This window comes from Flavobacterium sp. MMS24-S5 (assembly GCF_050320125.1).
In the GTDB taxonomy this organism is placed as follows: domain Bacteria; phylum Bacteroidota; class Bacteroidia; order Flavobacteriales; family Flavobacteriaceae; genus Flavobacterium; species Flavobacterium tyrosinilyticum.
The window spans coordinates 227,296-250,385 of the sequence record NZ_CP190016.1 but is presented as its reverse complement, the minus strand read 5'-3'; the positions used below and the strand labels follow the sequence as shown (position 1 = coordinate 250,385).

Annotated in this window: 19 protein-coding genes and 1 pseudogene; 18 read left to right on the top strand and 2 right to left on the bottom strand. The window is 36.1% G+C overall.

What is annotated here, in order from left to right; translation table 11 throughout:
• The first annotated feature begins 6 nt into the window (after positions 1–6).
• From ACPWTF_RS01135 to ACPWTF_RS01060, 16 genes and pseudogenes are all read left to right on the top strand, one after another.
• Positions 7–2,475, top strand: a pseudogene (locus ACPWTF_RS01135) (TraG family conjugative transposon ATPase).
• Between the two features lie 13 nt (positions 2,476–2,488).
• Positions 2,489–3,172 carry a conjugal transfer protein TraI gene (locus tag ACPWTF_RS01130; RefSeq protein WP_427874043.1) on the top strand — a complete coding sequence of 228 codons (684 nt, stop codon included), beginning with the start codon at positions 2,489–2,491 and terminating at the stop codon, positions 3,170–3,172.
• Between the two features lie 14 nt (positions 3,173–3,186).
• On the top strand, positions 3,187–3,804 hold the full coding sequence (locus ACPWTF_RS01125) for a hypothetical protein (protein ID WP_427874042.1): 618 nt from the start codon (positions 3,187–3,189) through the stop codon (positions 3,802–3,804).
• A 5-nt stretch (positions 3,805–3,809) separates the two neighbouring features.
• Complete coding sequence (locus ACPWTF_RS01120) at positions 3,810–4,445, top strand: TerB family tellurite resistance protein (protein WP_427874041.1); 636 nt, start codon at positions 3,810–3,812, stop codon at positions 4,443–4,445.
• Between the two features lie 4 nt (positions 4,446–4,449).
• Positions 4,450–5,646, top strand: coding sequence for a conjugative transposon protein TraJ (gene traJ / locus ACPWTF_RS01115; RefSeq protein WP_427874040.1), 1,197 nt, complete (start codon positions 4,450–4,452; stop codon positions 5,644–5,646).
• A gap of 32 nt (positions 5,647–5,678) precedes the next feature.
• Entirely contained in the window at positions 5,679–6,287 is a 609-nt protein-coding gene (traK, locus tag ACPWTF_RS01110; protein WP_427874039.1) for a conjugative transposon protein TraK, read from the top strand.
• Positions 6,288–6,485: a hypothetical protein gene (locus ACPWTF_RS01105; RefSeq protein ID WP_427874038.1), complete on the top strand. Its 198-nt coding sequence runs from the start codon at positions 6,288–6,290 to the stop codon at positions 6,483–6,485. It abuts the gene before it with no gap.
• A gap of 71 nt (positions 6,486–6,556) precedes the next feature.
• Positions 6,557–7,843, top strand: a complete 1,287-nt coding sequence (gene traM / locus ACPWTF_RS01100) for a conjugative transposon protein TraM (RefSeq protein ID WP_427874037.1) — start codon at positions 6,557–6,559, stop codon at positions 7,841–7,843.
• 11 nt (positions 7,844–7,854) lie between these two features.
• Positions 7,855–8,718: a conjugative transposon protein TraN gene (gene traN, locus ACPWTF_RS01095; protein ID WP_427874036.1), complete on the top strand. Its 864-nt coding sequence runs from the start codon at positions 7,855–7,857 to the stop codon at positions 8,716–8,718.
• Between the two features lie 12 nt (positions 8,719–8,730).
• Positions 8,731–8,904, top strand: coding sequence for a hypothetical protein (locus tag ACPWTF_RS01090; RefSeq protein WP_427874035.1), 174 nt, complete (start codon positions 8,731–8,733; stop codon positions 8,902–8,904).
• 221 nt (positions 8,905–9,125) lie between these two features.
• Entirely contained in the window at positions 9,126–9,875 is a 750-nt protein-coding gene (locus tag ACPWTF_RS01085) for a hypothetical protein (RefSeq protein ID WP_427874034.1), read from the top strand.
• A gap of 22 nt (positions 9,876–9,897) precedes the next feature.
• On the top strand, positions 9,898–10,944 hold the full coding sequence (locus ACPWTF_RS01080) for a hypothetical protein (RefSeq protein WP_427874033.1): 1,047 nt from the start codon (positions 9,898–9,900) through the stop codon (positions 10,942–10,944).
• Positions 10,945–10,954: 10 nt separating this feature from the next.
• Entirely contained in the window at positions 10,955–11,239 is a 285-nt protein-coding gene (locus ACPWTF_RS01075) for a hypothetical protein (RefSeq protein ID WP_111425782.1), read from the top strand.
• A 60-nt stretch (positions 11,240–11,299) separates the two neighbouring features.
• Positions 11,300–11,464, top strand: a complete 165-nt coding sequence (locus ACPWTF_RS01070; protein ID WP_180860250.1) for a hypothetical protein — start codon at positions 11,300–11,302, stop codon at positions 11,462–11,464.
• The gene (locus ACPWTF_RS01065; protein WP_427874032.1) at positions 11,461–13,095 is read left to right on the top strand and encodes a recombinase family protein; all 1,635 of its coding nucleotides are present in this window, start codon (positions 11,461–11,463) and stop codon (positions 13,093–13,095) included. The genes ACPWTF_RS01070 and ACPWTF_RS01065 overlap by 4 nt, the downstream gene beginning before the upstream one ends.
• A gap of 88 nt (positions 13,096–13,183) precedes the next feature.
• Positions 13,184–13,516, top strand: a complete 333-nt coding sequence (locus ACPWTF_RS01060) for a helix-turn-helix domain-containing protein (protein ID WP_035692342.1) — start codon at positions 13,184–13,186, stop codon at positions 13,514–13,516.
• Positions 13,517–13,860: 344 nt separating this feature from the next.
• Here the strand turns inward: ACPWTF_RS01060 and ACPWTF_RS01055 are convergent, their stop codons facing one another.
• Positions 13,861–15,510, bottom strand: coding sequence for a sodium/sugar symporter (locus ACPWTF_RS01055; RefSeq protein ID WP_427875722.1), 1,650 nt, complete (start codon positions 15,508–15,510; stop codon positions 13,861–13,863).
• 86 nt (positions 15,511–15,596) lie between these two features.
• A complete protein-coding gene (locus tag ACPWTF_RS01050; protein WP_427874031.1) occupies positions 15,597–18,209 on the bottom strand; it encodes a glycoside hydrolase family 3 C-terminal domain-containing protein in 2,613 nt (870 codons plus the stop codon).
• 330 nt (positions 18,210–18,539) lie between these two features.
• Here ACPWTF_RS01050 and ACPWTF_RS01045 point away from each other — a divergent pair, with 330 nt between their 5' ends.
• Both ACPWTF_RS01045 and ACPWTF_RS01040 read left to right on the top strand, forming a co-directional pair.
• Positions 18,540–21,473 (top strand): two-component regulator propeller domain-containing protein, encoded by a 2,934-nt coding sequence (locus tag ACPWTF_RS01045; RefSeq protein WP_427874030.1) that lies wholly within the window; start codon positions 18,540–18,542, stop codon positions 21,471–21,473.
• Positions 21,470–22,867, top strand: coding sequence for a hybrid sensor histidine kinase/response regulator transcription factor (locus ACPWTF_RS01040; RefSeq protein ID WP_427874029.1), 1,398 nt, complete (start codon positions 21,470–21,472; stop codon positions 22,865–22,867). The genes ACPWTF_RS01045 and ACPWTF_RS01040 overlap by 4 nt, the downstream gene beginning before the upstream one ends.
• The last annotated feature ends 223 nt before the right edge of the window (positions 22,868–23,090 follow it).

The following is a 23,090-nucleotide window of genomic DNA, read 5'->3' as shown; positions in this document are numbered from 1 at the left end:
AGAGAGATGGGGAAGAGGATGGAAGATCTATTGCCAATTATGGCTGTAGAACATGATTGCATATTATCAAAGCAGGGAGATGTCACGGTGGTGTTTAAGGCGGAGCTTCCCGAAATTTTTACGCTCTCGGACCGAAGAGTATGAAGCCTTTCACCAGTCTTGGATAAAGGCATTGAAATTGCTGCCCAAACACTGCATTTTTCACAAACAGGATTGGTTTCTAGAAAAGAAACATGTGGCGGACTTTTCAAGCGATGACAGCAGTTTTTTGACAAGTAGCAGTGAGCGCTTTTTTAATGAAAGACCTTTTCTAGATCATACCTGCTATATCATGCTTACTAAGAAACCGGCAGGGAGGAAAAATTCCAGTTCTTTATTTTCAAGTCTTTTGAGGGATACATTGGTGCCTCAAGAAACATTGAACCCTCAAATACTGCAGGATTTCATTGACTGTACGGGACAGTTTCGCAGGGTTATGGAAGACAGCGGATTTATAAAGCTTGAGCGTCTCAAAAACAAGTCGCTTAAAAGTGAAAGCAGAAAGATCGGTATTATTGAGCGGTACAGTCTTTTATCAGAGAAAGAAGATTCTTTTGTTTTTAACGACATAGTTTTTGATGAAGGGCTAAAGGTTGGGGACAAATACTGCCAGTTGTTTACTTTAGGTGATGCAGCAGACCTGCCCGGTTTATGCGGCTCGAGGATTAATTTTGACCGTTATTCGACCGATAAAACAAAATTCAGCATTGGTTTTGCATCTACACTGGGACAGCTGTTGTCCTGCAATCATATTTATAATCAGTATCTGTTTATTGAAGATGCGCAGAAAACAATTCAGAAACTAGAGAGTAAAAGATTGAGGCTTCAGTCGCTGTCTGCCTACAGCAGGGAGAACATGATTGCCAGAGATGCTACTAATGATTTTCTTAATGAAGCTATATCCCAGCAGAGACTGCCTGTAAAAGCACATTTTAATGTCCTTGCCTGGAGTGCAGATAAAGAAGAACTAAAAGATATTAAAAACAAAGTATCATCAGCATTGGCTCAGATGGATGCGGTTGCAAAGCAGGAAACTATAGGTGCACCGCAGATTTATTGGGCAGGAATGCCAGGGAATGCCGCAGATTTTCCAATGAATGACACTTTCGACACTTTTACAGAACAGGCTGTATGCTTCCTGAATATGGAAACTGGCTACAGATCATCTCTTAGTCCATGCGGAATAAGGCTAGGAGACAGGCTGACGGGAAAACCGGTTCATGTGGATATAAGCGACGAGCCTGTAAAAATGGGAATCTGCACCAATCGGAACAAATTCATTTTAGGGCCTTCAGGAAGCGGTAAATCTTTTTTCACCAACCATATGGTAAGAAGTTATTACGAGCATGGTACACATATTGTTCTGGTAGATGTCGGGCATAGTTATAAGGGGCTTTGCGATATGGTTGGCGGCTATTATTTCACCTACGATGAAAAGAATCCGATTCGTTTTAATCCATTTTACATATCAGAGGGAGATAATCTCGATACTGAAAAAAAAGAAAGCATTAAAACACTGCTGTTGGCTCTTTGGAAGAAAGATGATGAAACTTTTAACCGCAGCGAGTATGTAGCACTTTCTAACGCCCTTCAGCTGTATTATGAGAAGTTAGAAATCAATTCAAATGTCTTTCCCTGCTTTAATAGTTTTTATGAATTTTTAAAAGATGATTTTGTTCCCATTCTGGAAAGCGACAAGGTTAAAGAAAAGGATTTTGATGTCAACAATTTTCTCTACGTACTGCGTCCCTATTATAGAGGAGGTGAGTTTGATTATCTGTTAAATGCCACGGAAAATCTGGAACTTTTAAAAGAGAGGTTTATTGTGTTCGAGCTGGACAACATTAAGGATCATCCTATTTTGTTTCCGGTAGTTACCATCATTATTATGGAGGTCTTCATTAGCAAGATGAGAAAACTGAAAGGGTCCGTAAAATGATTTTAATTGAGGAAGCCTGGAAAGCTATTGCGAAGGAAGGAATGGCGGAATACATAAAGTATCTTTTCAAGACTGTCCGTAAATTTTTTGGTGAAGCTATTGTAGTCACTCAGGAAGTGGAAGATATAATTTCATCACCTGTAGTAAAACAAGCTATCATAAACAACAGTGACTGCAAAATCCTGTTAGACCAAAGCAAGTACCAGAATAAATTTGATCAGATTCAGGAGCTGTTGGGACTGACTGAAAAAGAGAAAGCGCTTGTGCTTTCGGTCAACAAGGCAAACGATCCCAGCAAGAAATATAAAGAAGTGTTTATCTCGCTGGGCGGCATGCTATCAAAAGTGTATAGGACAGAAGTTTCTTTAGAGGAATACTTAGCTTATACAACAGAGGAAAGCGAAAAAGTGAAAATGAATGCCTACGCCAAAAAGTTTGGCGGGGATATTAAAAAAGGGATTGCCGCGATGGCTCAGGAAATTCGAAGTGGAAATTAAATGAAAAAAGAAAATGAAAATAAAATTAGCGGCTTGTTTTATTTGTTTTCTGCTGGTTGCAACTCCAGTCAGACCAGCTGAAAAAACAGCAGTACTGCCAATACTGGAAATCGTTAAAGCAGTGACAAAGAAAGTAATAAAAGCTATTGATCTTCGGATCCAGAAACTGCAGAACAAAACTATTTGGCTTCAAAATGCCCAAAAAAAGGTCGAAAATGTGCTCTCTAAACTTAAACTCGACGAAATCTCAGAATGGACGCAAAAGCAGAAAGACCTGTATAAAGGTTATTATGAAGAGCTCGCGAAAGTGAAATCTATTATTACTTACTATCAGAGGATAAAAGAAATCACTGCGAAGCAGACAAAGTTGGTTCAGGAATATGAAAGAGCATGGGATCTGTTTAGACAGGATAAGAATTTTACAGAAAGTGAGATTCGGTACATGGAGCAGGTCTATACCGGTATTTTAGAAGAAAGCATGAAGAATATCGATCAGATATTTTTGATACTTGATTCGTTCAGTACCCACATGAGTGATTTGAAAAGACTGGAAATTATTAATAAAGCTGCCGACCAGATTGATGCTAATTACGATGATCTTACTATGTTCAATCAGCAGAATGTTTTACTGAGTCTGCAGAGGGTAAAAACAGAAGCAGATGTAAATCGTGTTAAAGAATTTTACGGAATACCATAATTCAGATAAAAATCATGAAAAAATTATTAATACCCTTGTTTCTAATACTTGTATTTCAGCAAGGACTGCAAGCGCAAGCCAAGCAGCGCAAGGAACTGCTTCTGCAGATTGCAGCACTTCAAGTTTATATTGATTATGCTAAAAAAGGTTATTCTGCAGTGTCAAAAGGACTCAATTTTATTGGAGATGCCAAAAGAGGAGAAGTAAACCTTCATGGTAATTATTTTGCATCTCTGGCAAAAGTTAATCCAAAAGTCAGAACCTACTACAAAGCTGCTGAAATTATTTCGCTGCAGTTTCAGATCTTGAAAATCTGTAAAGAGACTTTAGTCAGTTTAAAAACACACGGTTTATTTCATGGAAGTGAGCTCGATTATGTGGAACGTTCTTTTGTAAGACTCCTTCAAAGCTGCGACGACACACTCGAACAGCTTTTAGTCCTCACAACTGATTCGAAACTGGAGCTAAAAGATGACCAGAGAATTGAACGGATTGATATGCTGCATAAAAAAATGACAGATGATTACAATTTCTGCACTTCATTCAGCAATGATGCAAAACTGGTTTCTCTTTCTAAGAGAGCAGATCTAAATGATTCTAAAAGCATAAAAGCCTCATATGGATTAAATTAAAATTCATGAAAAAGATATTAATTCTAGGAATAATCATCATCTTTTTATTTGTACCGGACAAATCAAATGCACAGTCAGCAGAAATCCAGCAGCTGATATTGAATATTGAAAAACTATCGCAGTTCAAAAAGATACTTAGCGATATGAAAAAAGGTTACGAACTTCTATCTAATGGATACAAGAGGGTTAAAGATATGTCCGAGGGAAACTTCAGTCTTCATAAGGCTTTTCTAGATGCCCTGATGCAGGTCAGTCCAATGGTAAAGAATTACAAAAGGGTGGGAGATGTTGTCAATTATCAGATTTTGCTGGTAAAAGAAAGCAGGAACGCACTAGGCAGATTAACAACAAGTGAGAGTTTTAATGAGAAGGAAATAAAATATTTTGATCAAGTTTATGGCTATCTCCTGAGTGAAAGCCTCAGGAACCTTGATGAGCTGACAATGGTTATTACCGCCGACAAGTTGAGAATGTCGGACGACGAAAGATTGGAAGCTATTGATAATATTTATCTGCAGATGCAGGATAAGCTGTTTTTCATGAGAGATTTCACTGCATCTGCAAATCTATTGCTTCTCCAGAGAGCAAAAGAAAAAAAAGATGTTTATGCCTCCAAGGCAATACAGGAACTTAAAAACTAGGGGTATGAAACTTTCAATAAGAAATAAAATCCTTTTCGCTATTCTGGTTATAATTCCTCTTTTTAGTTCTGCTCAGGGATTGGGAGATGAAATGCAGAGTCTTCATTCCGTTTTGGATCGGCTTTATGATGAAATGATGCCCTTGTGCTCAAATCTTATCGGTGTAGGGCAGGGAATTGCGGGTTTTGGTACCATCTGGTACATAGCTTCAAGGGTTTGGCGACATATCGCCAATGCCGAACCAATAGATTTTTATCCCTTGTTCAGACCTTTTGTGATCGGGTTCTGCATTATGATTTTTCCATCTGTACTGGCACTCATCAACGGCGTTATGAAACCGACCGTAACTGCAACGGCTGCCATGGCTGCGGGATCGAATAATGCAATTGCTGTTCTTTTAAAGGAAAAGGAAAAAGCAATCAAAGAAACAGACACATGGAAAATGTATGTCGGCGGGACTGGCAGCGGTGATAGGGACAGATGGTACAAATATACCCACGATGGCGCTGATCCTTCAGATGAGGGTATGCTTGCAGGAATTGGGAACGATGTGAAATTTGCAATGGAAAAAGCATCTTACGGCTTTAGGAATTCAGTTAAAGAATGGATGAGCGAGGTACTTAGGGTATTGTTTGAAGCGGCTGCACTATGTATAGATACGCTAAGAACATTTCAATTGGTAGTTCTTTCGATATTGGGACCGCTTGTTTTTGGAATAGCAGTGTTTGATGGATTCCAGCATACCCTCACAGTATGGCTGGCAAGATATATCAATATCTACTTATGGCTTCCTGTCGCAAATATTTTTGGAAGTATTATCGGAAAGATACAGGAATTAATGCTGAAACTAGATCTTTCACAGGTACAAGCAACTGGAGATACTTTTTTTAGCAGAACAGATATTGCATACCTGATATTTTTGATAATAGGTATTATTGGCTATTTCACTGTACCCTCAGTGGCTAATTATATAGTGCATGCAGGAGGCGGGGGAGCACTGGCGCAAAAGACTACGAGCTTATTTGGCGGTTCAACCAGTTCGGTTATTTCCAAAGCATCACAAGGAACCGCGATGGTTATGGACAGCATGGGAAATGCGGCAGGGAAGATGTCACAGAGTATGTCCACATCTTCAGCTTCCTCCCCCTATTTTCAAGATAAAGGAAATTACATGGGTGACAAGCTCAAAGGAAATTCATAATAAACTTAAAAAAACAGATGATGTTTACTAAAATGAAGAATATTGATTCAGCTTTTAAATATGTAAGAAGCTTTACAATGCTTGTAATTGCAGGCTGTGTTGTTATCTGTTGTTTTGCGCTTTATAAAAGTTTCCAGACTGTAGCCAGAATGCAAGACAAGGTTTACATACTGGCAGCGGGCAAAGCACTCGAAGCGTATGCTTCTGACAGGAAGGATAATGTACCAGTGGAAGCCAGAGATCATGTCAAAACATTTCACAAATTTTTCTTTACTCTTGACCCTGATGACAAGGTAATTAAAACAAATGTGACTAAGGCGTTATATCTGGCTGATGAAAGTGCAAAAAGAATTTACGACGACCTTAAGGAAAATGGATTCTATTCAGGCGTTATATCAGGAAATATCAGCCAGACTATACAAATAGACAGTATCAAAGTCGACACAAAAGATTATCCATATCGATTTAAATGTTTTGCCAGACAAAGTATAATTCGAACTACAAGCATTTTAAAAAGAAGTCTAATCACCGAAGGGAGCCTTCGAAATGTATCAAGAAGTGATAATAATCCTCACGGCTTTTTGATAGAGCGTTTCAATACTATTGAAAACAAAGACCTTGGTGTAGAAAACAGAAAGTAGATGAAATCGCTATTTAAAAAAAGAGAAGCTCCATTTGTATACAACAGATACTATCTGATTGTACAGGAAAAATGGGTGCGAAAGATGGAGATTCTTACGCAAGGATTTTCCAAAAAGCATTTGATTCTTTTCTTGGTATTATTTATTGCTTTTAGTTCTGTTTATTTCCTATTTATCGTTTATGAAGCTTTAAACTGAAATATTTTCAGTCGAGGAAAAGGATGGTAAATACTTCAACAATAATTGAATTCATTTTAAAAAGTAAAAACATGGAACAAAAAAATATTTCTATAAAAGTAGATAAAAAAAGAAAAATGCTTTTAATGCTGCCTTTGATAACTCTTCCCTTCATATCTATTTTGTTTTACACATTAGGTGGAGGAAAGATGAGTACATATGCGGCAGAAAATAAAATTAAAAAAGGTTTCAATTTTAATCTGCCCATTCCAAAGTTTAAGGAAGATTCATCTTTAAATAAAATGAGCTATTATGACCAGGCGGCGGTAGACTCCATTAAACTGCAGGAACAAATTAAAAAAGATCCTAATTACTCTAATAATAAGTTGCTTGAGCAATCTCAGAGTCCATTTGTAGAATCAGATGTGACGTTAAAAGAATTTTTAAGTAACGGTCGAGGGCTAAATTCAGAGCCGCTGCAGAAAAGGAATGAAAAAAAGATATATGAAAAATTGCATTTGTTGCAGAAAGAAATAAGTCAGCCATCTACAGTAGACAAGTATGGGCAAAACATGAGCGAGTTTGAGAATTATGGTTCATCCAACGAAGTTTCTACTCAAATTAAGGACTTAGAAAAAATGATGTCTACGATGGGGGAATCTCAGCCAGATCCCGAACTGCAGCAATTGAGCGGTATGCTTGAGAATATACTCGATATCCAACATCCTTCAAGAGTTGCGGAAAAGATGCTTAAAAATTCAGAAAGCAAGAAAGGAAAAATTTATAACCTAGATAGCAAAAAAGCGTCAGTTAATATTACTTCACTTCAGGAAAATAAAATAGAGAATAATTCTCAACAGAATGCTTTTTATACAGTGGAAGAGGTAACAAATGAAGATTCGCCTCAAAATGCTTTGGAAGCATTTGTGCATGAAACCCAGACTATTGTCAACGGATCAGTTATAAAATTAAGACTCGGAGGTGATGCGACAATTCAGGGTACAGTAATTCCAAAAAATACTTTCCTATATGGTGTTGCCGCTTTGAAAGGGGAAAGACTTGAAATAAAGATAGAAAATCTGCAATACCGAAACTCAATATTTCCTGTTCAGCTTACTGTTTATGATATTGATGGAATTGAAGGGATAAACATTCCAGGTGCAATTGGCAGGGATGTAGCGAAGGCTTCTGCTGACCGTTCAATACAGACTTTAGGATTGACCGGTGTTACAGATTCATGGGGAGCTCAGGCAGCAGGAATGGGTATCGAGGCGGCAAAAAGCCTTTTAAGCAAAAAAGTAAAACTCATCAAAGTAATAGTTAAAGCAGGATATCAGGTACTTCTGTATGATGAAAAACAAAAGAATCTAAAACCTTAAAGTGAAAAAAAATGAAAAGAATTAATTATTTATTTAAAATGAGTTTATTGCTGTTTTCTGTTTTAGCCTATCCTCAGTTGAGTGTAAAAGAGACGATAGCCAACGAAGACGAGTACAAAAGCGTTCAGATCGGATACTCCAAAACAACAAGTATTGTTTTTTCCTACCCAATCAAGAGCATTGATAAAGGTAGTGATGAGGTACTGGTACAGAAAGCCAAAGGTGTGGAGAATATATTACTGATTAAAGCAGCTAAACAGCATTTCATTCAGACCAACCTGACTGTTGTCACTTCTGATGCGAGATTATACGTATTTGTACTGAATTATGATGATGACTGTCCGGATTTGAATGTTAAAGCCGTGAATTCTATAGCAGCCAGTAGAGATGTTTTATTTTCACTTGAGAACGAAAACCAGAAAAAAATAGAACAATGTGCCTCCCTAGCATTATCTAAAAAGAATAAGATCGGCGGTTTTAACAAATCTAAGTATCAGATAAGACTGGAGATAAACGGTATTTTTATTTATCAAGATGTTTTGTATTTGAGGATAGTATTTGAAAATAAATCAAAGATTAACTATGACATTGATCAGTTCCGATTTTTTATCAGGGATCAAAAAAAATCAAAACGAACTGCATCGCAGGAAATAGAAATTGAGCCGCTTTATCAAACTACGTCATCCACTGTGATTCCCTATAAGTCTGTGGTAATAAAGGTCTATGCACTCGAAAAGTTTACTATTCCTGAAAACAAATATCTCACACTTCAGCTAATTGAAAAAAGCGGTGGAAGACATCTGGAACTTGATATCAGCAGTAACCTGACCGATAAAGTTTTTCCAATCGAGGCATTTAACATGGATAAATTTTAAACTAGATATATCATGAAAATAAATGTAGCAGATGCAGAAACGCTGTTATCATATGTGGAAGAGATGGTTTCTTACGGTTATCAATTTGCAGCATATCCTTTGAAATTAATTACTGACAGTGATACTATTCAGTTTTTTAGAACATCGATGGCTGCAGAGGATTATTGCCTTGTGGGTCCTGAATGATGTTGATTATTTTAAGAATATTCCAATAACATCTCTCATCGATGATTTAAACATAATTCTACAGAGTGGTATTGATACTTCTCGAATAGAGACTGTTGATGTAAATGATTTTATGCATCTGTATAAAGAAAAAAATGAATTGAATGAAAACAACTTAAATGCAAATACAATGAACGAGAAAAATTTAGAATATCTAAAGTGACCAGTTAAAATACACTGGAATGGGGGAGACGTTTGAAACAGAACTTAAAGAGAAAATGCAGAAAGGTGATAAGGATTTTAAAATCATCCATAGCGGGATTATGAATAACGGGGTGCCAAACAACGATACTTTGACAGTTGAATTGAATTTCAAGAAATCAGATCAGAGTGACATTTACTTCTTTAATTCTTATAATGTGAATCTGCAGAAAGAGGAGAACAAACCAGGACTGGAGCAAACATTTTATATAAATAATGATGGCACGAGTATAACTCTTAAGGAAGCTTACAACTTGATGGAAGGCCGTTCTGTGAACAAAGATCTTAAAACCAAGGAAGGGGAATCATACAACGCATGGTTAAAAATGGATTTTAAAGAATCAGAGAGCAATGGCAACTTTAAAATAAACCATTTTCATCAAAATTATGGCTATGACTTGGAGGCCAGTCTCGAAAAACATTCTATTAAAGAGCTTCAGACTCCGAACTACAAAGAAAATTTGATGAGCTCACTTAAGAAAGGAAATCTGCAGTCTGTAACTTTTGTTGTCAATGGTGTGGAAACTAAAATGTTTGTGGAGGCCAATCCTCAGTTTAAAACATTAAATGTCTATGAGGGCAGTCTGCAGAGAATCAATCATAGAGAAAGCAAACAGCAAAAACAGTCGGAATCCAAAGATAAAAATGTCAGCAAGGATAGTGATGGTGAACCAGCACAGAAAGAGCAGAACTCAACAGCCCGCAAAAGAAAAGTGGGTAAATCTGTGTAGCATTAATAATCAAAAGTAAAAAATGATGGACAATCAGTCCCTTACCAATAGACTTGCAATTGAAATAAACGATTGGAATAGTAAAGAGGAAAACCTAAAAAAACTTTTCCGTTCCAGTCCTTCAATTGAAACTTCTCTTTTAAAGGAGAAGTTAAAATGGTATGAAAGCGTGCTGGTTAGATATCGTAAGACAAATAGTGTTTATGAAAACCTTATTCTTCAAGTTGTAAAAAGCGAGCACAATAATCTTGTGAATCAGTTATATCCAGAAAAACTAAGAAGGTTTATTTATAAAAACATTGTTCTAAAGATGACTGTGCGATTAAAATCTGCTGTTTACAGCAAAACTGAAGCGAAATCTAACAATGAGCTTAAGGATAAATTGGAAAGAATAGGTTTTAAAGAGGCATTCAAAAAAGTCGAGCGATATATGAATATAGGAGAAACGAAATTTATTGTGCCTGTTTCTTACTATCTAAATGAAAAAGAGAGACTAGATCATTCTCTTAATTTTAAAAAAGATGAGTCCGGCCAATATCAATTCGAAGGATTTAAAACCAGTCTTTATTCACAATCCAAAAATGAAGATAATAGACAGCACTTTTTCGAAGGAGAAGATTTTAATGCCAGACATTCTTATGAATTACTTTCAGGCAGGGCAGTTTTGATAGATGGAATCTGGAAGCAATTAGACTTAAATGATAAAGATGCATCTGGCAGTTATAGAGTAAAAGAATTTCCTCAAGAGTACAACTATGATTTAAAGAAGGCTTTAGAAGAATTACCTTTAAATTCTTTGGATCAATTACAGGTAGGGGAAATGTTGAGATCTTTAAAAAATGGAGGCAGAGAGCTGGTTAAATTAGAAAGAAATGGTAGTTCTCAAAATTTTTATGTAGAAGCTAATCCACAAAACAGAGGGCTTTTGATCCACAATGAGGATTTAAAAAAAGTATTGCTTTCGGATCTTTTAAATCAAAATTCCAAAACTTCAAACAAGCAAACAAAGAATTTAGCAACAAAGTCTTCTCAAAGACAACATAGATCAGCTAAAAGTCAAAGTTTATAAATTATTCAAAATGGAAAATTTAAAACCGCTATCAGATTTTTTTACAGCAATTGAAAATGATTTTCGGATAAGCTCAACGCATATTGCTATTTATATGTCTTTGCTTCAATATAGGACGCAGAATCAGTTTGTAAACCCTATACAGGTTTATAGACATGATATTACTCCGATAGCAAAGATTTCCTCACCGCATACTTATCACAGATGCATCCAGGAATTGAGTGATTATGGATATCTTAAATACGAGCCTTCTTTTAAGAAAACACAGGGAAGCAAGATTTACTTTTACGATTGAACACATAAACATAACCATAAAAGCCCGTAAAAGGGCTTTTATTATTTTAATTAAATGATGATGGAAAATGAAGAAGAAAAAATGAGAGGAAAAATAACTCCAGAGAAAGCTATGCAAATGTTAAACTCTGAGGGGATGAATGTTACAATTGAAGAAGCAACTGAAATTTTGCTATTTTTACGAAAATTGGCCCATGCGGTCGTTTCAAAATTTTTAGAATCATGAGTATTATTGCAGATTTATACATTCGTGTAAGCACAGACGAGCAAGCTGAAAAGGGATATTCACAAAGAAATCAGGAAGAAGTCCTACGTAAGTATTGTTCTATAAATTATATTGAAGTTCGTAATGTTATTTACGAAGATCATTCAGCTAAGACTTTTAATAGACCTCAATGGAATAAACTGCTTCTTAATCTTAAAAAGCAGAAAAACGATTGCGATTTTGTGCTGTTTACAAAGTGGGACAGATTTAGCAGAAATGCTGGAGATGCTTACCAAATGATCAGCATTTTAAGAAAACATGGAGTTGAACCACAAGCAATTGAACAGCCACTTGATTTATCAATACCGGAAAATAAAATGATGCTGGCATTTTATCTTGCTGCACCTGAAGTGGAGAATGACAGAAGAGCACTTAATACTTTTCACGGGATGAGGAGAGCTAAAAAAGAAGGCAGGTATATGGGAATTGCCCCATATGGCTATGCCAATAAATCGAAAGAAGACGGAACTAAATATATAGCTCTTGTTGAACCAGCAGCATCTGTAATGAGATGGATTTTTGAGGAAATTGCAAGAGGTGTATTTAATACTGAACAGGTTTATCATCTTGCATGCAGGAGAGGATTTAAAAGAACTAAAAGCAATATGTGGCTATTAATTAGAAATCCTGTCTATTATGGAAAAATTTTTGTTCCGAAATATAAAGATGAAGAAAGCATGTTCGTTAAGGGACAGCATGAACCTCTGATATCTGAGGGGCTTTTTTATAATGTTCAGGATATTCTGGATGGTAAATCACGCATTTACAGGCCTAAAATAAAAACAATAGTGGAATTTCCCCTTAGAGGATTCTTTGAATGTCCTAAGTGCCAGAAAAAGCTTCAGGGAAGTAAATGTAAAGGAAGGCATAAACATTACTATTATTATCACTGTGAGGCTCAATGCAAGTTCAGGATTAACTCGGAAGTAGCAAATGAACTTTTTATGGAAAATTTTAAAAAGTACCGGCCTTTACCTGAAGTCAAGAAATTATACACCTCTCTTTTGTATGAAACTCATCGAGATTTAGCTAATAATGCCGGCGAGATGAAAAAAAGACTTTTAGAACAGATAAAAGATTATGAACTTCGATTAAGTAATGCAAGAGATCTTCTTTTAACATCCAAAATTGATCCGGATGACTACAAATTAATGAAAGAGGACTATGCAGTACGAATTACAAATCTAGAACGTGAATTATCAAACGTTGTGAAAGACAAGCATAGTATTGAAATGCTACTGGATAAAGGGATTGAGAATCTAATAAAAATAAATAGGGCTTATGCAGACATGGATTTATCGGAAGCTCGAAGCCTAATTGGTTTAGTTTATCCTGAAAATTTTACAATTCGAGAAAATAAAATACAAACCGCTAGAATCAATAAAATCGTTGAGTCTATCTATTTGATTAATAGCGAATTAAGGGCTAAAAAAAACGGGACAAAAGATGATTTTTATCTTTTGTCCCGAGAAGTGAGCCTTACGATACAAATTACAAACCATCATTTTTTGGATGATTTGGAAAGACTTTTAAGTATAAATAAAACATCTGATAATGTGTTGTTATATAGTGAATTAAGTATAGCGGCTTAATTGATTTTTTTTACTTTCAGACAGCTTGAAACCAGCAAAATTAACAGTGATGCAAACCTTTTTGCATCTAGAAAAACTTATGCATATTATGAAACCATATAAATTTGAAGATTTGCCAGATATTTTAGGAACACTTTCTTTACGTATAGAAAATATTGAAAGGATTTTAAAAAATAACGCGAAAGAGGATAAAGAAATTGATGATAATTTACTTACTATCCAGGATGCTTCAAAACTCTTGAAGCTTTCTGTTGCCACTATATATTCTAAAGTATGCAGAAATGAACTGCCAGTAAGTAAAAAGGGTAAACGGCTATATTTCCAAAAGACTGAACTGCTTGACTGGATTAAGTCGGGGCGAATTAAGACGATAGCAGAAATCCAAAAAGAAGTAAATAACAGGTTGGATAAAAGATATTAAAATTAAGAACTGCGAATTTTTTGCAGTTTTTTTATTTGTACCCGATTTGCACCTCTTGTCAATGCATCCCTTACAAATTCTGTAAAGTGAATTTCCGGAACTTTACCAACATCAAAAAATGAATTTAAGGATTTGAAGATTAAAATTAAAAAGTCTGTTTTTGCTGCAATGCTTACGATAATTTATTAATTGTTTTTTTGTTGTCTTGTGTAGATACTTACTTAGATATTAGAAAACCTAATTCCTTTAAAACTACTCTTGGATTAATTTTAACTAGAGATTTACAGCTGTTGTTCATGACAAACAACAGCTGTAAAAATAGAGAGAATAGAACTGACAATTTATTACCAGAACTTAACATAAAGCGCAGCAATAATCAATAATGTAATTACGATTAAGACTGTTGTCTGCGGTTTTACTTTAAACATTTCAGAATCAATTTCAAATGCTTTAGGGTTTACTTTCGGACCAGCGAAACTTATTAGAATCATGGCAATCATTGTAAATAAAAATGATAATCCCATACAGATGTGGAACGGAATTTCGAAAGCTCCTTTTCCGTTATTGTAAGCTGTGTATAAAAGTGTGTCGTTTCCAAATAAAGCTGGAGCATATTCGTTGAATAAAACAGATAATAAGAATCCTAAAATTACCCCAACGATTGCTGCTGTTCCGGTAGTTCTTTTCCAGAACATACCTAAGAAGAACATGGCAAAAACTCCAGGGCTGATGAACCCTGTGTATTTTTGGATGTACGTAAATCCTCCAACACCACCAATTCCTAAAACGTCATTCCATGTAAATAAAACTGCTAAAAGCATGGCAGCAAAAATGGCAAGTCTACCAATGTTTACCTGCTGTTTTTCGCCAGCATCTTTTTGGATGTATTTTTTATGAACATCTAATGTATAGATTGTAGAAATACTGTTTACTTTTCCAGCTAAAGAAGCTACGATCGCGGCAGTAAGAGCGGCAACAGAAAGACCTTTTAATCCAGTTGGAAGGAATGTTAATACAGCAGAATATGCTTCATCTTTTACTCCTCCCTCCAATTGTGGCAAATGTCCGTTTGTATATAAAACATAAGCAGCTATACCAGGAAGCATTACGATAAGCGGCATTAATAATTTAAGCATACCCGCAAACAAAATACCTGTACGAGCGGTTTGCAAATCTGCTCCAAGTGCTCTTTGTGTAATGTATTGGTTACATCCCCAATAATTTAGGTTGATAATCCAGATACCAGCGGCATAAGATAACAATCCAGGGAAAGTTAAATATTTATCGATTTCAAGTTGAGAAGAGGTCGCAGTTGGTTTTGGAATAATCATTTTGAAATGTTCTGGAGCCTGCTGCATTAGAACTTTGAAACCGGCAATTGCGTTTTGGCCAACACCAAAAGCTTCTGCAACTGTTGTTAAGGCAATATAAGAAGTTACCAAACCTCCAATAATCAATACAGCAACCTGAATAACGTCTGTATAAGCTACAACCTTCATTCCGCCAAGAGAAATAAACAAAGCAAAAATAGCCAATCCAAGCATGATTACGTGAAGATATTCTCCACCAGCAAGTTTGTTAATCGCAACTGCTCCTAAATAAAGAATAGAAGTTAAGTTTACAAATACATATAAAAACAGCCAGAATACTGCCATGATAAGTGCAGTGGATTCGTTGTAACGTGTTTTTAAAAATTGCGGCATCGTGTAAATCTTGTTTTTAAGATAAACAGGAATAAACCATACAGCCACAATAATAAGTGCAACGGCAGCAAGCCATTCGTAAGCAGCAACAGCAATTCCTAAAAAGAAACCTTCCCCGCTCATCCCGATGAATTGCTCTGCCGAGATGTTAGAAGCTATAAGAGAAGCTCCAATTGCCCACCAGGTTAAATTTCCTTCAGCCAAAAAGTAAGCTTTAGCATCATGTTCGTCCTGTTTACGTTTGCGGTAAACCGTGTAACCGTAGACAGAGACTACGATAAAGTAAATAATAAAAACCGCATAGTCTGCGAAAGCGAGGTTTTAGTTCATTGTAAATAATAAGAATGGTTAATAGTTCGTTTTATAGTTTGTAAAATCTATTTTTCAAGAGTTATGGTTTTTCCGATGAAATTTATTCTTCCGCTTTGAATGTCACTAAATCCGTCCGGCTGTTTTCCTCCGACGAAAATAGTAAACCAGCCAGGTTCTACAACTCTCTGTTTTTTCTTATTGATCATAGAAAGCTGTCTTGGAGCAATGGTAAAAGTAACGGTCTTTGTTTCTCCTTTTTTAAGATGGATTCGCTCAAAACCTTCTAATTGGCATATTGGACGAGGAGTAGTGGCTTTTTCGTCTTTAATGTACAATTCAGCCACTTCATCTCCATCGCGTTCCCCTGTATTGGTTATGTCAACAGAGACTTTAAAATCTGCATCAGAATTGAAATCTTTGGGAAGCTGTAAATTGGAGTATTTAAAAGTCGTATAGCTTAAACCAAATCCGAAAGGATACAGAGGCGTTTTATGGAAATATCTATACGTTCTGCCTTCCATGTCATAATTTTCAAATTTAGGAAGCTGATCTACAGATTTGTAATATGTTACCGGAAGCCTTCCAGCTGGATTGTAATCTCCAAAAAGAACATCTGCAATCGCATTGCCGCCTTGCTGCCCTGGATATCCTGCCGTTAAAATAGCAGGCAGATTATCATTTGCCCAATTTACAGAAAGCGCGCTTCCATTAATTAAAACTAAAATAACAGGTTTTCCGGTAGCTTTAACGGCTTTCATAAGCTCTTCCTGATTGGCTGGAAGATCCAAACTTGTTCGGTCTCCGCCATTAAAACCATCCGCTTCCACTTTCATTTCTTCGCCTTCAAGACGCTCATTAAGCCCTAAGACAAGAACCACGGCATCTGATTGCTCTGCTGTCTGGACTGCCTTTTGCAATATGTCTTCTTCAGATTCTGCCCATAACAGCTGTGCAATGGCGTCTCCATAGAAGTTCTGGTATTTAACTTCTATTTTATATTTTTTTCCCGATTCTAAATCTATTTTCTGCGGACGAAAACGCGGATGATGGTTGTTTTTTCCTCCAGTAGTTTTTCCCCCTTCAATTTCGACAGTCATAAAAGGTTTCGACCATTCTGAAATATTATAAGTTCCCGTTTTAGGAACCGTTAGATAACCAGTCCATTTCACGCTGTAACTGCCCATTTTCAAACGGGGATCCGGCGTGTTGATGTCCCAATGAAAATCAACATTGTCATCTATACGGGTGAAAAGAGGTTTTCCGTTCCATTCGCGGTTGTCGTAGTATTCTCCAGTTAAACCCTGCGTTCCGTTTTCATTCTGAAAATATATTGACGGTATGATTTTCATTTCAGGAACCCCTTTTGCCAAATCGGTTCCTTTAGCATATAAAACTTTTGCATTTGGCTCCAGTTTATTCTGAATTCCTTTTAAAACAGTAATCGGATTGCTTGGAACTCCGCTGTAATTCCCCCATAAGGACTGAATGTCATCAGCATTCGGTCCAATAACGGCAATTGTTTTGATGTCTTTAGAAAGCGGCAGTGCGCTATTTTGGTTTTTCAAAAGAACAATGCTTTTTTGCGAAGCCGTTCTGGCCAGAAAATCGTTCGCTGCATTATTATTGGTTGAAAACGGAATCTGTGCAAAAGGGACAATCTCATCCGGATCAAACATTCCTAACTTAAAACGAGCTGTAAATAAACGTTTTACAGCAATATCAATGTCTGCTTCAGCAATTAATTTGCGGTCAACAGCTTCTTTTAAAGACTTGAAGCTGCTTCCGCATTCCAAATCTAAACCATTTTTTACTGCCAGTGCCGAAGCGCTTGCAGCATCATTTGTTATTTTATGGTATTTCCAAATATCCGTGACAGCGCCGCAGTCTGATACGATATAGCCATTAAATCCCCAGACATTTCTCAAAATATTGAAAAGAAAAGGGCTTGCACTGGCCGACTCCCCTCTAAAACGGTTGTACGCGCCCATTACAGAATAAACATGTCCCTCTTTTACCAAAGTTCTAAAGGCAGGAAGATAGGTTTCATAAAGATCAATATCGCTTGTATTCGCATCAAAAAAATGGCGGGACGGTTCCGGACCGGAATGCACGGCATAGTGTTTGGCCGTTGCAACCACTTTCAAATATTTTTCGTTATTGCCTTGAAGTCCGTTTACATAATTAAGGCCTAACTGGCTTGTCAGAAACGGATCTTCCCCATAAGTTTCATGTCCGCGCCCCCAGCGTGGATCGCGAAAGATGTTCACATTAGGTGACCAAAAAGTCAATCCTTGATACATTCCGTGCTGTCCTCTTCGCAGATATTCATGATGTTTGGCACGAGCTTCATCAGAAATTGCGCTTGCAACATCCAATATCAGCTGGCGGTGCCAAGAGGAAGCAATTGAAATGGATTGGGGAAAGACAGTCGCATATCCTGCGCGAGCAACGCCATGCAGCGATTCGTTCCACCAGTTGTATTCCGGAATCCCTAAACGGTCAATTGCGGGAGCAGAATCCATTAATTGGTTTATTTTTTCATCTAATGACATTCTCGATACCAAGTCATTGACACGCTGTTCGGTTGGCAGATTTGGATTTTTGTACGGAAAATTTTCTTGCGCAAAGGTGGTTAAAGCAAAAAAATGTAACGCAATCACTATGGATTTTCTTTTCATAGGTTTTGGATAGTGTTAGATTTATTATTTTTTGATTCGCTGTTTCTAAAACAGGAATGCAAATGAGCAAACATCAATAGTAAAGTAAAAAGCTATTTTGTTTTCTGCTGACTTGCAAAATTAGATTTTTATACCTCTCAAGTTGGGATAAATTGCTATTTAAAGTATGTTATAAAGCTTTACATTAATATTTTATGATTTTTGCTCAAAATGAAGAAGGGAGACAAATTACTATTTTTATGGTGTCATTTTGCTGCAATAGTCAATTCTCCTAGGTTAGGAAAAGAATTTTGATATTTTTGTGATCCACTTAATTTTATAAAGTTTTAAATGAAAAGAAATCTACTCGCATTCTTTTTTTGCTGGATAGGCGTTTTGTGCGGTGCACAGCCTTCCGGTACGCTGACTCATTTTGCAAACGATTTAAAATTAAGGCAATCCCGCATTCTTGATATTCAGCAGGACAAAAAGGGATTTATCTGGCTCTCTACTTTTAACGGATTGATACGTTATGACGGAAGCACATTTCAGAAATTTAGAGTAAAACAAAACAGTTCGCTGAATTTGATTTCAAATCGTGTTTTTAAATTTAAGTTTGACAATAGCGACCGAATTTGGATCCAGTCTGAGAAAAATGATATTTATTATTTTGATACTCGAGAGCTGAGTTTTCATTATCCAATAGAAGAAGGAACTTTAAAGAATGCTAATATTGCCTTTGTAGATTTCAAAGTAATGCCTTCAGGAAGAGTTTGGCTTTTTCCCGAAGAAAAAAATTACGCGATTGCTTTTGAAAAAAATAAAAAAGTTAGAAAAATTGCCTTTGATCCGGCAAAGCGCTGTGGAAAAATCAGTGATATTTATGAGGATAAACAGGGAGCTACCTGGTTTTTTACCGAAGCAGGCACGTGCAGATTAGACAAGTCTGGTAAAGATCCCCAATATTTCTTTTTTAATGGAAAACCTTGCGTGTATAATTCATTTTTAGAAACTAAAGAAGATATCATTTTTGGAGGAAACAATGGAGAACTGGCACGTTATAATAAAAAAGCAAGCACATTTTTTGACTTTCTGCTTGATATTAAAGAAGATATTATTTATACCGAACTTGTTGCCAATACAAAAATGCTTATAATAACGGCAGGGCAGGTTTTTTATTTTTATGATCTGAAAACAGGAAAGTTAGATGCATATAATGGCAAAACTTTAGCGGGATTTCCAAACAAAAAAATCAATTATTTGGGCTCAACACGTTCCAGACAATTTTGGTTTGAAGCTCAGGGCGAAGGGGTGTTTCAGTTTGATCTTCTGAGCAAGAAAATTAAACGCATGCCTGTTGATTATAGCGATTCAGCAACAGCTGGCGGACAAAGGAAGAGTTTTATGATTACTTCTCCAAATGGAACGGTGTGGATACAATCTGGAAACGCTCCATTTTCTTATTGGGACGAAAAAAACAATAAACTTTCTTCTGTAATCAGATGCATTAACGAATCAAAAGAGTCGGTTTCAGATTTAATGCACACCGCAATGTTTGACAGATTAGGAAATCTGTGGTTTTGCTCTTTTAAGCAAGGACTAGATTTGGTGACTTTTAGCAACAGCAATTTTTCGACTCTAAATCTCGATTCTTCAAATGATCATCATAAACACAATGTGCGAAGTTTGATGAAAGATAATAGTGGAAACTTTTGGGTGGCGAGCCGTAAAGAGAAAATCGCTTTGTTTGACAGCCAGAAAAAGAAAATCGGATTTTTGGCTTCTGACGGAACATTATCTTCTTCAGGACCGAGTTGGGGAGCCGATATTTACAGTATGCTTCAGGATAACAAAGGCAGAATTTGGGTAGGAACTAGAGGAAACGGATTATTTTGCCTATCTCCAACTGATCAGTCTTTTAAATATAAAGTTGTTCATTACAAATACAATGAAAATGACAGTTACGGTTTAAACTCAGATGATATTTTTAAAATCTTTCAGGGTTCAAACGGACAGATTTATATTGCGACTTGGGGTGGCGGGGTCAATATTATTCGTGAATCAAACGGCAAAATTCAATTTATTAATTTTAAAAATGAATTAAGAAACTATCCAATAAAAACAGCAGATAAAGTCCGTTCGATTGTAGAAAACAAAGACCATAAGATATTTTTTATTTCATCCTATAAATTGTTTTCTTTTTCGGAAGATGCTAAATCGACAAACAAAATAAAATTTAATGAATATTCTCAAGTTTCAGGAAACGATATTTTGGATATTCTAATCACCCATGACAATCAGATGGCATTGGCAACCAACGGCATGGGATTGATAATGGCCGATTTGGATAAAAAAGGACAGTTGAAGGTTAAATCTATTTGGAATGAAATGGTTTCGTTTCCAGTTGAAGGAGTTGTAGCCATTCAGGAAGATAAAGCGGGTAAAATCTGGCTAATGAGCGATAATCAGATTGTTCGTTTTGATCCTAAAAATAACAGCGCCGAAACGTTTCCAGAATTAAAATCAATTATCGGAACCGAGATATTTTCTGAGGCAACAAAATGCGAACTTTTAAATGGAGAAATAGCTGTAGGATATTCTAATGGCGTAATTTATTTCAAACCAGAAAATATAAAGCCTTTCCATTTTAAACCTTATTTGGCGATTTCTGGGTTTTTGGTGAATAATAAAGAATTGCACGAAATAAATCCTGAAACTCCAAAAAATCCCGATTTGCTGCAGGAAGTTACGCTGGAGCACAATCAGAATTTTTTCAGAGTGCAAATTTCGGCTTTGGATTATTTAAAAAGCGAAAATATTGTGTACCGCTACAAATTGGAAGGTATTGATAAACAATGGAACTACATTAAAGGCGGACAGTCTATTAACTATACCAATTTGGGCAGAGGGAGCTATACGCTTTTGGTTTCTTCCACAAACGGACATAATTTATGGATGAACAACGAAAGGCGGATTAAGATCACGATTAGGCCTTCGATATGGGGAACTAATTTTGCTTATTTCTGCTATTTGATAGTAGCCGGAGGTTTATTTTTCTTAACAAGAAGAGCCATTATTACTATTTTGAAACTTCGAAATGATGTGAAGCTGGAAAAACAGATGAGCGAATTGAAACTGAAATTCTTTACCGATATTTCGCATGAAATCCGTACGCCGCTTACCATGATTGCTGCTCCTTTGGAAGTGATGCTTGCAGATGATGATTTGAAGGATGCTGCAAAAGGACAGCTTCGCATTATTGAAAAAGGAGCAATAAATTATTGAACCTGGTCAATCAGATTTTGGATTTGAGAAGAGTTCAAGATAAAAAACTGGCTATTCGCGAAATTAATCTGGGAGAATTCGTATCTCAAATGTGTGAGGATTTTAGTGAGATGAGTGCGCAGAGCCATATAAATTTGAAAGTTGATATTCATTCTTCAGAACCTAAAATTTGGGCAGATCCAGACAGTTTGGATAAAATTTTAATCAACTTGCTTTCTAATGCTTTTAAATATTGCAGCAAAGGAGATTCTATAGAGGTTAAAGTCGAAGAATCAGAAAAGCATGTCTTTTTAACCGTAAGCGATAATGGGCCAGGAATTAGCCCTACACTTCAAAAAAGGCTGTTTGTACGTTTTTCAAATTACAATGAAAACCTTTCCAATCCGAGTACAGGCCTTGGGCTTTCTATTATTAAAGACATTGCAGATAAACATGGAGCCGAAGTTTTAATTGACAGTGCTCAAGGAAAAGGAAGCAGTTTTCAAATTGCATTTTTAAAAGGTTATCAGCACTTCAAAGACGATGTTGATATTTTATTGGAAGAAACGGAAGAGCATTTTTCTGATGAAATAAATCAAGATTTCGAAACTGAACAGGAAACGATAATTATAAAAGAATCTGCTAGAGAGCATCCGATTGGACTTATTGCAGAAGATGATCCAGAATTGCGCGCCTTTATTGTTTCTATTTTAGAAAACGATTACACGATTTATACCGCCGAAAATGGTGATGAGGGTTACATAAAAGCAGAAGAAATTTTGCCAGATTTTGTTATCAGCGATATTATGATGCCAGAAAAAGACGGAATTGAAATGCTGAAGTCAATTCGAGATAATTTATCAACCAGCCATATTCCGGTTATTTTGCTTAGCGCGAAATCATCTATTGAAAGCAAATTGGAAGGTTTGGAATACGGAGCAGATGATTATGTAACCAAGCCTTTTAATGTCAGTTTGTTAAGAGCAAGAGTAAAAAATGTTCTAGATCAGCGTGCGCGATTGCAGCAATTGTTTTCCAGCGGCAGCACAATTGAAATTTCTAAAGAAAAACCGCTTCAAATATCCAATAAGGATCAGAAATTTATGTTTCAGGTTATTGAATTTGTAAAAGAGAATATGTCAAATTCTGATTTTTCCGTTGACGAATTGGGGAAATTAATGTGCATGTCACGCGCTAGTTTTTTCAATAAGCTCAAAAGCATTACAGGAGCTTCTCCCGTTGTTTTCATTCGTGATATGCGATTAAATGAGGCAGCAAGACTTTTGAAAGAAGATGATTTATTGATAAAGGAAATCTGTTTTGAAGTAGGTTTTAATGATCTCAAATACTTTGGAAAATGTTTCAGAGCAAGATACGATCATACTCCTGCAGAATACCGCCGGCAATTTACTTAATCAGTATTTAAATAAAAACTATTTATATGGAAGCCTCATTATTTTAATGGGGCTTCTTTTTTTAGAATAAAATAATTGAAAATAACTCTATAAATAAGCTATTGCGATATTTCTTTTTATTGGTGCTGTTTTTTTTGCATTGTATAAAAAAAAGTAAGAAAATTTATTGAATAACTGTTTCTGAGTGCTTAAATAGCGATTTGTACCATTTCGAAAAGCAAAA